This window comes from Marinomonas sp. FW-1, assembly GCF_005222245.1.
Taxonomy (GTDB): Bacteria; Pseudomonadota; Gammaproteobacteria; order Pseudomonadales; family Marinomonadaceae; genus Marinomonas; species Marinomonas alcarazii.
The window spans coordinates 996,319-1,009,004 of sequence record NZ_CP025987.1 but is presented as its reverse complement, the minus strand read 5'-3'; the positions used below and the strand labels follow the sequence as shown (position 1 = coordinate 1,009,004).

Genomic DNA, 12,686 nt, shown 5'->3' with positions numbered 1-12,686 from the left:
ATACTATTGAAACAAGTAATCATGAAGATTATCAGCGTTACGCTTACTAATTCGTAAGATTACACGGCGATTTTGCTGTCGAGCATAGTCATTTGTGTTTCTCACCTTAGGATGTTCGCTAGAAAAACCAATGGGAGCGATCATGGTTGGATTTACGCCCCGGTAGACCAACTCATCCACAACAGAGGAAGAACGCAAACTAGACAAATGCCAATTCGACACCAAACGCCGAGAATTAACAGGTAAATCATCGGTATTACCTTCAACTAACACGACTGAAGGATAGGCTTTGAGGATATCTGCCACGAGAATTAACAAAGCGACAGCCTCATTAGTCAGCTCATACTCACCTTGCCCAAATAATAAGCCAGACTTTAACTCAAGGCTCACCCAATCCGCAGATTCAGTGACGGATATTTGCCCTGTCGCATGCAAGCCAGAAAATTGATTCTCTACAACCTGACTCAACAAAGAGTACACCGCAGAGGATGTATTTTCTTCAATAGTAGGGACTGCAGCCGGAATCGGTTTTACTTCAACCATCTCACTGTCTTTTGGCTCCCCCACAATGGGCTCACCAATATTGATCGGCTTAATAGACTTCTGAACAGCATCAAACACGCCTTGCAGCGTTTCTTTTAAACGCGCCTCGTCGTCAGAGTTTTTTAATGAGAGTGAATACAAAGCAACAAAAAAGGCAAACAGCAGAGTAATGAAATCGGCATAAGAGAGTATCCACCTGTCACGCCCTTGCGTAACCTTGGTTGATGACTTAGCCACCACCCTACGACGCTTAGGCACCCTAGATGATTTCTCACTCATAAGCGTTCAACTCAAGCTCTAAACGATATGGGTGTTTGCCTACGGCAATACCACAAATACCATCAATAAGAAGCTGATGATAAAGAAGTTCTTTATCCACATAACCCGTTAGCTTTTTGACAATAGGAAAAATGACCAAATTTGCAAAGCCTTGGCCGTATAGCGTTGAAACAAAAGCAACGGCAATACCATGGCCTAGTGCCTCTGGGCTGTCTAAGTTGGCCATCGCCTGAATCAAACCAAGTACAGAACCCATAATACCTAAAGTGGGCGCATACCCCCCGATAGATTCAATAAATGAGATACTTCTCATGCGCTTATCATGAATTCTAACCGCATCATCATGCAGTCGATCAGAGAGCAAATCTGGGTCTGTGCCATCTATCGCCATCTGTAGCGCTCGCGTAGAAAATTGACTACCTAATGATTCGACATCTGATTCTAAAGCAAGCAAAGAAAGGCGGCGGGCTTTATGCGCTAAGTTATTTAATGTGGATCTGGCTGTGTTGAAATCGTAAACAGGTGGGAAAAGGCTCCACTTAATTAAAGCCAAAGCGCGGATGGCTTCTTGGATACTACTTTGAATTAATGTAGCACCAATACTACCAACAACAACAATAATAGCGGATGGCAAGTTAAGGAGAAGAATCACTTCCCCTCCTCCTAACCAATTTGCTAGCAGTACCGAGCTAAATGCAATCAACAGTCCTGCTAAAGTCACAAAATCCACTAGCTAACCTCGCGCGCTATACGCTCACCAATGTGGTCGAGATCAATAATTTCATCTGCTAGATTAGCCTTTTCGACAGCCATAGGCATACCGTAAATAACACAAGACTCTTCGCTTTGTATCCAGACTTTGGAACCGGAGTTTTTCAACATCCGAGCACCTTCTCTGCCATCAACCCCCATACCTGTCATTACGACAGATAATACTTTTCCAGGGTAGCACTTCGAAGCAGAACCAAAGGTAACATCGACAGAAGGTTTGTAGTTTAGTCGCTCATCGCCATCAAGGATGCGAACACACCCTCCATTTCGAGGATCGATCATCATCTGCTTTCCACCTGGAGCCAAAAGCGCAACGCCTGGTTGAAGACGATCACCATCTTTAGCTTCTTTCACGGTAATCTGACAAATGTTATTAAGTCGTTCAGCAAACGCACCGGTAAATGCAGCGGGCATATGTTGAACCAACACAAGAGGCGCCGAGAAGTCCTTAGGCAGCTTACTCAACACAGCCTGCAAAGCCATTGGACCACCAGTTGAGGTACCAATAGCAACCAGACTAACTCGCTTCCTCATACGTGGAATAATAACGCCACGCTCGGTCACAATAGGCTTGGGAGCCTCTCTTGGACCCAGAGCGGCAACAGGCCTTCTATCTCCAGCAAACCGCGTTCTTGCTACTGCTAAAACACGATCCACTAATGCCCGTTTAACAATTGCCGAATCTCGAGAAATATCCTCAAAATTCTTTGGCATGAAATCGACAGCGCCCGCTTCTAATGCATCTAAAGTAACCTTAGCTCCCTCATGCGTTAATGAGGAAAACATTAGAACCGGAGTCGGCTTTAGCTTCATGATATTAGTTACTGCGGCAATGCCATCTAACACTGGCATCTCATAATCCATAGTAACTACATCAGGAGATAAAGATTGTACCTTTTCTATTGCTTCTCGACCGTCGTTAGCCGTACCAACAACGGTTAATCTAGGATCAGCCTCAAATATTTCAACTAAACGACGTCGAAAAAAGCCTGAATCATCAACAACCAGCACCTTTACAGGCATATCACATCTCCTAAATGAGTAACTTACTACCTAGATGCGTAACACTTAAGCATACTAGGTACATCCAGAATCAATGCAATACGACCATCACCAGTTATTGTTGCACCAGCCATACCGGCAGTTCCTTGCAACATTTTACCTAATGGTTTTATAACCACTTCTTCTTGGCCAACCAACTGATCAACAACAAACCCGACTTCACTCATCCCAACTTGCACAACAACCACATGAGCTTCGGATGGAAGTTCTGCACTGCCGTTATTTTTGATCAGCCAGCTCTTAAGATGGAAGATTGGTAGCGTCTTCCCTCTAATAACAACAACTTGTTGACCATCAACGACGTTGGTTTTTTTCAGGTTAAGATGGAAAATCTCATTAACACTAACCAGCGGGAAAGCAAAAGCCTGATCAGACAATGTCACCATTAGAGTCGGCATAATCGCTAACGTTAATGGCACCTTAATGATAAATCGAGAACCTTGTCCCAATACGGATTTAATCTGCAACGTACCGTTAAGCTGAGAAATTTTCGTTTTAACAACGTCCATTCCCACGCCACGACCAGATACATCGGTAATCTCAACTTTCGTTGAGAAGCCTGGTGCAAAAATTAAATTGAACGCCTCTTCATCAGATAAACGCTCAGCCGCATCAGCATCCATTAAGCCTTTTTCGACCGCCTTACGACGAAGAACATCAGGGTCCATACCGGCACCATCATCTTCGATAGACAGTAGAATATGATCCCCTTCCTGCTCAGCAGAAAGAACAACATGTCCAACTCTTGGCTTACCTTTCGCTTCACGAACATCTGGCGCTTCAACACCATGGTCAACTGAGTTTCGAACCAAGTGAACAAGTGGATCAGCAAGGGCTTCAACTAAGTTTTTGTCTAAATCTGTTTCTTCGCCTCGAAGCTCTAAATTCACTTCTTTTTTCAAGTTACGAGCCAAATCTCGAACAACTCGAGGGAACTTACCGAATACCTTCTTAATGGGCTGCATTCGGGTTTTCATGACCGCATTTTGCAAGTCACCGGTTACCACGTCCAAATTAGAAACCGCTTTCCCCATAGACTCGTCATCACTTTGCAAGCCGAGTCGTACAAGTCGATTTCGAACCAACACCAACTCACCGACCATATTCATTATGTCGTCTAATCGCTTGGTATCAACACGAACCGTGGCCTCTTGGGTAACAGGAGAATTAGCAACTTTCTCTTTTACATGCTCTGGCTCTTCAGCGGGTTTAGCCGCTGCTTTTGGTGCAACTTTAGGCTTAGCAGGCGCCGCTTTTGGCTCTGAGGTCGCCTTTGGTTTTGCTTCAGCTGCCGGTTTATCTTCTTTTTTAGACTTCTCTTTGCTCTGCAAAGTATCTAATAAAGACTCAAACTCATCTTCTGTAATGAGGTCTGACTCATTGTCAGCAGGTGCTGAATCACTGGCGACTTTTTCATCTTTTTTAGATGGCGCGCCATCACCGTGAAGCTGATCTAATAAGGCTTCGAATTCATCTTCCGTTATCTCATCGGAATCTGAAGGCGCTGCCGCTTCACTTTTCTGCGTATCATCAATTCCTGGTGCGCTATTACCGTGTAGCTGATCCAATAAGGCATCAAATTCATCTTCGGTAATTTCATCATCTGTTTTCGCATCGGATTCAGATGCTTTAGCAGTATCTGCTGTCTTTTCAGGAGCATCACCAAGCGCATCAAGCAAAGACTCAAATTCATCGTCAGAAATATCTTCGGGTTCGTTCGTTGCAGCAGGCTCTTCCTTCGCAGGCTCCTCTACCACCTCATCCTCGTCCTCAACAATTTCTTCAGCTTCTTCAGCGTCGTCGTCCTGAGCAGCAAGCTCTTCTGCAGTAGGCGGTTTTGCATATACAGCCAGCGCTGCAATCAGCTCTGGTGAAGCAGGCTCTGGCTCACCACCAGAACGAACCACCTCGAACATTTCGTTTACAGCGTCAAGCGCCTGCAAAACAATGTCCATCAAGTCAGAATCTATTTTACGCTGACCGTTTCTTAAAATATCAAAAACGTTCTCAGCATAATGGCAACAACCAACTAAGGCATTTAATTGTAAAAATCCAGCACCACCTTTTACCGTATGAAAACCACGGAAAATAGCGTTAAGCAGTTGCTTGTCGTCAGGATTTTGCTCTAAATCTACTAATTGCTCGGAAAGCTGCTCAAGAATCTCACCAGCTTCTACCAAGAAATCTTGTAGTATCTCTTCATCGACCTCGAAACTCATCCTCAGCTCCTTCTAGAAACCAAGACTTGATAGCAAGTCGTCTACTTCGTCTTGACTATTCAGTACTTCAGGGTTGTTTTGTTTATTAATAGCTGGGCCATGTCCACGAGTGTCATCGTGTTCAGACTCTTTCTCTTTGTGTTCAATTCCGGAGATACTATCAACGCGTCCAGCAACAGCAACGAGATGCACAAGTTTTTCTTCTACATCACGAATTAAATCATTCACTCTAGCGATAACTTGACCTGTTAGGTCTTGATAACCTTGCTCTAGAAGAATTGTGTTGAGGTTTGAATGCAAGGTAGTGGCACTATCGTCCGCATACGATAAGAAGACATCAATACGTTTGTATAAGTCTCTAAATTCTTGCGGTGTTAAATCTCGCTGAATCAAACGACTCCAGTCTTTGCGTAGCTCTCTCGCCTGGCTTTGTAGTTCGCTAGCGACAGGAACACTACTATCAACCATATCCATGGTTTTATTAGCAGCTGCACTAGTCGTTTCGATAACATAATTCAATCGATCCGAGGCATCAGTAATTTTGGTAACAGACTCGCTCCCGCCCTCACCAACAACAAGGTCCATTGAATCAACCTGAAAATCACGAATAGCATCATGCAAACTTCGAGTTAAAAAACCCACTTCGTTATAGAAACTATTATGTCGGGCTTCGCTCAGCTCTTGAATCTTTTTAATTGCACCACTAAAGTCACCGACTTCAATGTAATTTAAAAGCTCAACTGCGCCGTCTTTAACTAGATTTTCAAAATCCCCTAGTCCAGATCCCAATATCTTTGACATCTACATTTCCTATTTCGCAGCATCTATTCGTTCGAATATTTTCTCAATTTTTTCTTTGAGAGCCACCGCAGTAAACGGCTTAACAACATAACCATTCACCCCAGCCTGAGCTGCAGCAATAATTTGGTCACGTTTCGCCTCTGCCGTTACCATAAGAACAGGAATGCTTTTCAATTTTTCATCTGCACGCACGGCACGAAGTAATTCGATCCCTGTCATACCTGGCATATTCCAATCGGTAACGAGAAAATCAATCGTACCGGCTTGAAGTATGGGTAACGCAGTCGTCCCATCATCAGCTTCGACTGTATTGGTAAACCCTAAATCCCGTAGTAGGTTTTTAATGATTCGTCTCATTGTCGAGAAATCATCAACAATTAGGATCTTCATGTTTTTATCCAATGCAACCTCCACACCCTAAAGGTAATATTACACAACTCATAATTAATCTCGCCAATCGCTTAATCTAGCTTTCAATCTCATAGCCGCTTGACTATGAATTTGACTAACCCTTGATTCACTTACGCCTAACACTGCACCAATTTCTTTCAAGTTAAGTTCTTCATTATAATAAAGTGACAAAACTAACTTTTCTCTTTCCGGTAGGTTATCAATTTCTATTGCCAATTGATTTTGAAATCCGCCTTCTTCAACTAAAGAATATGGTGCATTTTCAACTTCGGATTCAACGCTATCTAGATTATTTGTATCAGAGTCTAGCATTTCTTCATAGCTAAACAACTGAGTAGACATAGATGAATGAATCATTTCATGATATTCATCCATCCCTATATTCATATGCGCTGCTACTTCCATATCTGAAGCTTCTCGTCCCAGGGTCGCTTCCAATTCTTTTATGGCGTTAGCAACTGCTCTACCATTTCGTCTTACTGAACGAGGCGCCCAATCTGTTTTTCGCACCTCATCCATTATAGAACCGCGAATACGGATTCCCGCATAAGTTTCAAAGCTGGCGCCTTTCGTAGACTCAAAGCGTTTATACGCCTCAATTAGCCCCATCATGCCAGCTTGAATCAAATCGTCTATATCCACACTATCAGGCAATCTCGCCAATAGGTGATAAGCAATTTTTTTCACTAAATACCCGTATTGTTCAACAATCGCATCAATTGAGAGCGTTGCTTTTTTGGAGTATGTGTTATATCCGTTTTTGGTCTGCATAAAAATAGTCTAAGCAACCTTTACCATTTAAGTTAGTTGCGCTAACTAACTGTACTACATAGTTTGGCGCAACGCTTTCAGTAATAACATAATTTTACTAACTACCATACTTTAGTGACCCATAAAGCTGACTGTAGTGTTCTGCTGTATAAACAGCTCTACTAATCAGGTTATGAGCACGAGCAGGTTCGATATCATCAGGTATTCTTTGTCCATCTGCGATATAAACAACAGGAAGACCTTCTTCAATAACTACACTAATCGCTTCGCCAAGTGAAGCTGATTCGTCAAGCTTACTTAAAACACACCCATCAAGCTGCACCTGTGAATATATTTCAGTCACGGTTTTCAGAACTTGTCTTTGGCTTGTGCAAGGCAATACTAATAACTTCTTAAGGCTGGCCCTTGCTCGTTTCATCATTAACAATTGGCGCTCAAGATTAGAATCTCTTGGATTCATACCTGCCGTATCAACCAATACCAAAGAGTAATGCGCGTATTTTGCTAACACTTCATTTAAATCTGAATACTCATTAACAACTTCAACGGGAACATTTAAAATACGCCCAAACGTTCTCAGTTGTTCATGAGCAGCAATTCGATAGGTGTCTGTTGTAATTAATACAACACCTTCAGAGCCATGTTTCAATACGTGCTGGGCAGCAATTTTACCGATTGTGGTTGTTTTACCAACACCAGTAGGGCCCATAAAGGCAATACAGCCGCGTAATTCATTAGAGCCTGAGCGAATAGGTATATAGTCAGCCAAATGTGCCAATAACCTATTCCAGTCATCTTCACGGCCTTTTAGATCTATATCATCCATCAGTCTAGACACAACAAACTCAGACAACCCTAACCCTTTTAACTTTTCGCGGGCTCGAGTCTCAACAGAAGATTCTTTGGCAGAGCTACGGTTGTCATTTTGCTGATGCTGTTCCAGCATAGCCCGAACACTTTTCAGTTCGCGCTCCATGTCCTGCAATTGCTTAGCATTATCACTATTTTTAACAGATAAAGCCTCTTCAACAGCTGGATCTTCCTTATCTTCAGGCAGTGGCGGCATTTCAATCTGAGAGTTTTGACGCGGTGAAGTATAGGAAGGTGCGTCATTCTGAGGTAGCGTGGTTTGTTGCTTGGCTCGTTCTATGCGTTCTAAATAATTCGCACTAGGATCGACCGAAGTGTCAGGGCGCGAAGAGCTTGAGCTCGAACGTTTAGACGACATGCTAGAAGGCAAAGATCCATCGTAATCTAGAGCGGCAACAATTTCTATCTCGCCTGTTGGCAGACGTTGATTTGACAAGATAACCGCATCAGGACCTACGGCGTCACGAACTTTCCGTATCGCTTGGCGCATGTCTGGTGCTCGAAACCGCCTAATTTGCATGAATACCTTAATCCTTACAGTTTATTTTTCTTACAAATCCATAGCTTACCCGAAAGATTCCGATAAATATAGATACAATATTTTACAGAAAACTGGCAATTACTATTGACCAATAACCCCCACGACAGTAATACGTTTATGATCTGGAACTTCTTGATAAGAGAGTACAGACATATTCACCATACCATAGCGCATAAAACGCGCTAACATAGGGCGAATCGGTGCAGATACGATCAAAATAGGTGTATTACCCATTGCTTCTTGCTGCTCTGCCGACTGTCTCAAAGAAGTCTGCAATTGTTCTGCCATTTGCGGCTCTAGAATCAAAGCTTCTTCATTTTTAATTCCAGACTGTTGGCTTTGTTGAACCGTCTGCATTAACATTTTTTCTAACTGCGGCTCTAAGGTCAATACAGGAATCTCTTCAACTCCATCCGCCAATGTTTGAATAATTAATCGGGACAACGATGTCCTCACGGCCGCCGTTAATATCATAGGATCTTGCGTTTTAGGCTGTACCCCCATTATCGACTCAGCAATAGTACGCATATCTCTTAGAGGCACACCCTCTATTAATAAATTCTGCAACACTTTCAGCAACACACTTAATGGCACCGTATTTGGAACTAACTCTTCCGCTAATTTAGGGTTGTACTGTTTCAACAAACTCAATAACTGCTGAACCTCATCGTGACCAATTAATTCATACGCGTGTTTATGCATAATCTGGTTAATATGAGTCGCCACGACGGTACTTACATCCACTACCGTATAACCATACGTCTGTGCCTGATCTCTTTTCTTTGGATCAATCCAAACAGCATCTAAACCAAACGACGGATCTTTGCCTGCGATACCATCAATAGAACCAAAAACTTGGCCCGGATCGATCGCCAAATCTTTATCTGGATGCACTTCCGCCTCAGCTAAACTCACCCCCATCAGGGTGACCCTGTAAGCATTTGGCATCAGATCCAAATTATCTCGAATATGAACACTAGGCACCAAGAATCCCAAATCTTGGGACAACTTACGGCGCACACCTTTTATTCTAGCCAACAATTCGCCACCCTGCGTTTTATCAACCAGAGGAATTAAACGATAGCCAACTTCTAAGCCCAGCATATCTACAGGAGCGACATCGTCCCAACTCAAATCTCTCACCTCAGCAGGCGCGGAGCCTTCTGCTGGCGTTTTGGTGGCACTTTTGGTTCCTTGATTTAACTTTTGCTTCTTACGGTACTCTAAAAAGTACGCCAACCCACCCAAACAAGCGGCTAACGATAGAAAAGAAAAATGAGGCATGCCAGGCACAATCCCCATAATAGTCATCACACCCGCGGCGACATACAGCGCCTTTGAAGACCCAAACATCTGGCGAACTACTTGCGAGCCCATATCGCCAGTTTCATTTACTCGGGTCACCATGATGGCCGCTGCAGTAGACAACATCAAAGAAGGCAGCTGAGCAACAAGACCATCACCAATGGTTAATAACGAATAGCTTTCAATCGCTTGCGCAAAAGAAAGGTCATGCTGTGCCATACCAATAGATAAGCCACCAATGATATTGATCCCAAGAATCAACAAACCGGCAATCGCATCACCTTTAACGAACTTTGAAGCACCATCCATAGAACCGTAGAACTCTGCTTCAGAAGCAATTTCCATCCTACGCTGCTTAGCTTGGTCAGCATCGATCATGCCCGCATTCAAGTCTGCGTCGATGGCCATCTGCTTACCAGGCATCGCGTCCAAGGTAAAACGAGCACTCACTTCAGATATACGACCAGCACCCTTTGTCACTACTGCGAAGTTAATAATCATTAAGATGGCGAACACTACAAAACCAACGACGTAGTTACCGCCAATCACCACTTCACCAAAGGCTTGGATAACCTTACCAGCGGCATCACCACCTTCATGACCATTTAGCAAAACCACACGCGTGGACGCAACATTAAGCGCCAGTCGCATCAAAGTAGATACCAGCAGCACCGTTGGAAACACAGCAAAATCCAATGGTCGCATGGAATAAATAGCGACCAAAAGCACCACAATCGCTAAGGCAATATTGAAGGTAAAAAGAACGTCGAGTAAAAACGCGGGGATAGGAAGAATCATCATCGCTAAAAGCGACAACAACAAAATAGGAATCCCTAGATTCCCACTAAAAATACCTTGAACCTGTCCAGTAAATCGAGCGCGGTCAAAATTCACACGGCACCCTTATTGGAGGAAAATACACAAAACATAATTAACTACCGTCCCACTGAAATTCATCAGGCACATCTAAGTTTGGCATAGCTTCTGGCTGCGGTGCCCCCATACGAGCATTACGCAATTGATACACGTAAGCCAGCAATTGCGCCACCACTTTAAATAACCCCTGCGGTATTTCCTCACCAATTTCAGTATGATGATACACCGCCCTTGCCAGAGCGGGTGATTGTATCACAGGGATATCATAGTGATTGCCGACTTCTCGGATTTTCAATGCAATAAAATCGCCACCTTTTGCAAGAAGAACAGGAGCCGCACCACTCGCTTGATCGTATTTCAACGCGACCGAAAAATGCGTCGGGTTCGTTATAATAACATCCGCATCAGGCACGTCAGACATCATTCGATTCATCGCAGCCTGGCGCTGCAACTGACGAATGCGACCTCGTACCATAGGATCACCTTCTTGCTGCTTAAATTCGTCTTTCACTTCCTGCTTAGTCATTTTCAATTTCTCTTTATGCGACCAAACTTGGAACGGCACATCAATAGCAGCAATCAGCGCCAAAGCGAGCGTAACAAAAATAAAAGACCAAATAACAATATCTATCCCATGTGAAATAGATAATTCAATAGACTGAAAAGTCAGCCCCAAAGTTTCCGGCAAAAAATAATTTAGTACTATGGTGGCAACAACGCCCACCAGCGTGACCTTGGCAATCGACTTAAGCAACTCCACCAAAGACTGCACCGAAAACATTTTTTTAAGCCCTGCGATAGGGTTCATTTTGCTCAATTTCGGCGTTAATGGCTCCCAAGCGAAGTTCAATCCCCCCAACGCTATGCTGCCAACAATCCCCGCAACAGCAAGCACAGACATTAGCAGTACCATTGAGTCCATCATAGTCACAACCGAATCATACAGATGAAAAATCATACGACTCAGATCGAATGCGTCCGCCCTTTCAAGCAAAAAATTAAAATCGAACAACACCGCCAGATCTCGAACAAGAAGCGTGCCTGTCCCGTAAATCGTCGCGGCAGCAACAATTAGCAATAGTGCAGCACTAAGGTCTTTAGACCTGGGAATATTACCTTTATTACGCGCATCCTGAAGTTTTTTACTACTGGCACTTTCGGTTTTTTCGCTACCGTCTTCATTTTCAGCCATGTAAATGAACCCCCCAAGTCACCTTTAGCCAATCGATTAACTCGCCAAAGAAAAGCAAATATATATTTAAGAAATCATCCAGCATGATCCAGAAGAAGAACAGCGAAAACAACATAATAATAGGAAAGCCAAGCGCAAATATATTCAATTGAGGCGACGCTTTAGCAACCACACCAAACGATAAGTTAATGACCAAAACAGCAACCGCCAACGGCAAGACAATAAGCAGTGCTTTTTCAAACATCCACCCACCCAAAGAAACAACTTGCCAATAACGCTGACTATCAAAACCACTACCAATCGGCCAATAATTAAAACTCTCAGCCAAATACTCTATCATCACAAGATGGCCATTTGTGCCTAAAAAAGCAAGCGCAACCATAGACAAATAATACTGACCAAGCGTCGCGACAGAAATACCATTCGCTGGGTCATTAGACATAGCAAAACCCAAACCCGCTTTCATAGCAGCAAGCTGACCTGCCAAAGAAAATAACTGAAACAAGATAGTAACAACAAAGCCCAATACAAAACCGACCACCAGCTGCTCGGCAATTAAAACAATATAAGCAGGAGAAATAGGGTCATAAGCAGGGATATTTATAACTGGCGTTACAATGACAGCGATAAGAAAAGAAAACGCAATACGTACGCGTGTATTTACCAGACGACTGCCAAACAAAGGCAACGCCATAAAAAAAGCACCGATACGAAAAAAAGGCAAAAGAAAGCTAATAGTCAGGTTAAGTAACTGATCAGGATTAAGCTCTAACATCAGCCTATTATCATAGGAATATTAATAAACAAGTTTGTCGTGAAGTCCATAAGCTTAGTCAAAATCCACGGCCCTAGTTGCATAATTACTAAAATAGTCACTATTAACCTAGGCAAGAAAGATAAAGTTTGCTCGTTTATTTGCGTTGCGGCTTGAAACACACTCACAATCAAGCCGACTAATAAGCTCGGCATCATGACGACCCCAACAATCAAGACAATCAAATAAAAACCTTGTCCATATAGATCTAAAACTACCTGAGGGTCCATA

12 protein-coding genes are annotated in these 12,686 nt (G+C 43.2%); all 12 read right to left on the bottom strand.

The genetic code is table 11. The features are described 5' to 3' along the window. Positions 1 to 3: 3 nt before the first annotated feature. Complete coding sequence (locus C1X04_RS04690) at positions 4 to 822, bottom strand: OmpA family protein (RefSeq protein ID WP_137169282.1); 819 nt, start codon at positions 820 to 822, stop codon at positions 4 to 6. Then, on the bottom strand, positions 815 to 1,552 hold the full coding sequence (locus C1X04_RS04685) for a flagellar motor protein (RefSeq protein ID WP_110575552.1): 738 nt from the start codon (positions 1,550 to 1,552) through the stop codon (positions 815 to 817). Before C1X04_RS04685 ends, C1X04_RS04690 begins: the two co-directional genes overlap by 8 nt. Continuing rightward, positions 1,552 to 2,616, bottom strand: a complete 1,065-nt coding sequence (locus C1X04_RS04680) for a chemotaxis response regulator protein-glutamate methylesterase (protein WP_110575550.1) — start codon at positions 2,614 to 2,616, stop codon at positions 1,552 to 1,554. Before C1X04_RS04680 ends, C1X04_RS04685 begins: the two co-directional genes overlap by 1 nt. 26 nt (positions 2,617 to 2,642) lie before the next feature. Next, complete coding sequence (locus C1X04_RS04675; RefSeq protein WP_110575548.1) at positions 2,643 to 4,874, bottom strand: chemotaxis protein CheA; 2,232 nt, start codon at positions 4,872 to 4,874, stop codon at positions 2,643 to 2,645. A 12-nt stretch (positions 4,875 to 4,886) separates the two neighbouring features. Next, entirely contained in the window at positions 4,887 to 5,675 is a 789-nt protein-coding gene (locus C1X04_RS04670) for a protein phosphatase CheZ (protein ID WP_110575546.1), read from the bottom strand. A 9-nt stretch (positions 5,676 to 5,684) separates the two neighbouring features. Beyond that, on the bottom strand, positions 5,685 to 6,077 hold the full coding sequence (gene cheY, locus C1X04_RS04665; RefSeq protein ID WP_048814102.1) for a chemotaxis response regulator CheY: 393 nt from the start codon (positions 6,075 to 6,077) through the stop codon (positions 5,685 to 5,687). Between the two features lie 42 nt (positions 6,078 to 6,119). Next, positions 6,120 to 6,857 carry an RNA polymerase sigma factor FliA gene (locus tag C1X04_RS04660; RefSeq protein WP_110575544.1) on the bottom strand — a complete coding sequence of 246 codons (738 nt, stop codon included), beginning with the start codon at positions 6,855 to 6,857 and terminating at the stop codon, positions 6,120 to 6,122. 97 nt (positions 6,858 to 6,954) lie between these two features. Continuing rightward, positions 6,955 to 8,247, bottom strand: coding sequence for a flagellar biosynthesis protein FlhF (gene flhF / locus C1X04_RS04655; protein ID WP_137169281.1), 1,293 nt, complete (start codon positions 8,245 to 8,247; stop codon positions 6,955 to 6,957). Positions 8,248 to 8,349: 102 nt separating this feature from the next. After that, entirely contained in the window at positions 8,350 to 10,467 is a 2,118-nt protein-coding gene (gene flhA, locus C1X04_RS04650; protein WP_110575540.1) for a flagellar biosynthesis protein FlhA, read from the bottom strand. A 37-nt stretch (positions 10,468 to 10,504) separates the two neighbouring features. Continuing rightward, the gene (flhB, locus tag C1X04_RS04645) at positions 10,505 to 11,641 is read right to left on the bottom strand and encodes a flagellar biosynthesis protein FlhB (RefSeq protein WP_110575537.1); all 1,137 of its coding nucleotides are present in this window, start codon (positions 11,639 to 11,641) and stop codon (positions 10,505 to 10,507) included. Continuing rightward, positions 11,634 to 12,416 carry a flagellar biosynthetic protein FliR gene (fliR, locus tag C1X04_RS04640; RefSeq protein WP_110575535.1) on the bottom strand — a complete coding sequence of 261 codons (783 nt, stop codon included), beginning with the start codon at positions 12,414 to 12,416 and terminating at the stop codon, positions 11,634 to 11,636. Before fliR ends, flhB begins: the two co-directional genes overlap by 8 nt. Continuing rightward, on the bottom strand, positions 12,416 to 12,685 hold the full coding sequence (gene fliQ / locus C1X04_RS04635) for a flagellar biosynthesis protein FliQ (protein ID WP_110575533.1): 270 nt from the start codon (positions 12,683 to 12,685) through the stop codon (positions 12,416 to 12,418). Before fliQ ends, fliR begins: the two co-directional genes overlap by 1 nt. Position 12,686: the final 1 nt, after the last annotated feature.

What these genes read in the sequence shown, in the direction of transcription:
- C1X04_RS04680 (WP_110575550.1), bottom strand. Translation starts at nt 2,616, where the DNA reads ATGCCTGTAAAGGTGCTGGTTGTTGATGATTCAGGCTTTTTTCGACGT.
- C1X04_RS04690 (WP_137169282.1), bottom strand. Translation starts at nt 822, where the DNA reads ATGAGTGAGAAATCATCTAGGGTGCCTAAGCGTCGTAGGGTGGTGGCT.
- fliQ (WP_110575533.1), bottom strand. Translation starts at nt 12,685, where the DNA reads ATGGACCCTCAGGTAGTTTTAGATCTATATGGACAAGGTTTTTATTTG.
- flhF (WP_137169281.1), bottom strand. Translation starts at nt 8,247, where the DNA reads ATGCAAATTAGGCGGTTTCGAGCACCAGACATGCGCCAAGCGATACGG.
- fliR (WP_110575535.1), bottom strand. Translation starts at nt 12,416, where the DNA reads ATGTTAGAGCTTAATCCTGATCAGTTACTTAACCTGACTATTAGCTTT.
- C1X04_RS04660 (WP_110575544.1), bottom strand. Translation starts at nt 6,857, where the DNA reads ATGCAGACCAAAAACGGATATAACACATACTCCAAAAAAGCAACGCTC.
- C1X04_RS04675 (WP_110575548.1), bottom strand. Translation starts at nt 4,874, where the DNA reads ATGAGTTTCGAGGTCGATGAAGAGATACTACAAGATTTCTTGGTAGAA.
- flhB (WP_110575537.1), bottom strand. Translation starts at nt 11,641, where the DNA reads ATGGCTGAAAATGAAGACGGTAGCGAAAAAACCGAAAGTGCCAGTAGT.
- C1X04_RS04670 (WP_110575546.1), bottom strand. Translation starts at nt 5,675, where the DNA reads ATGTCAAAGATATTGGGATCTGGACTAGGGGATTTTGAAAATCTAGTT.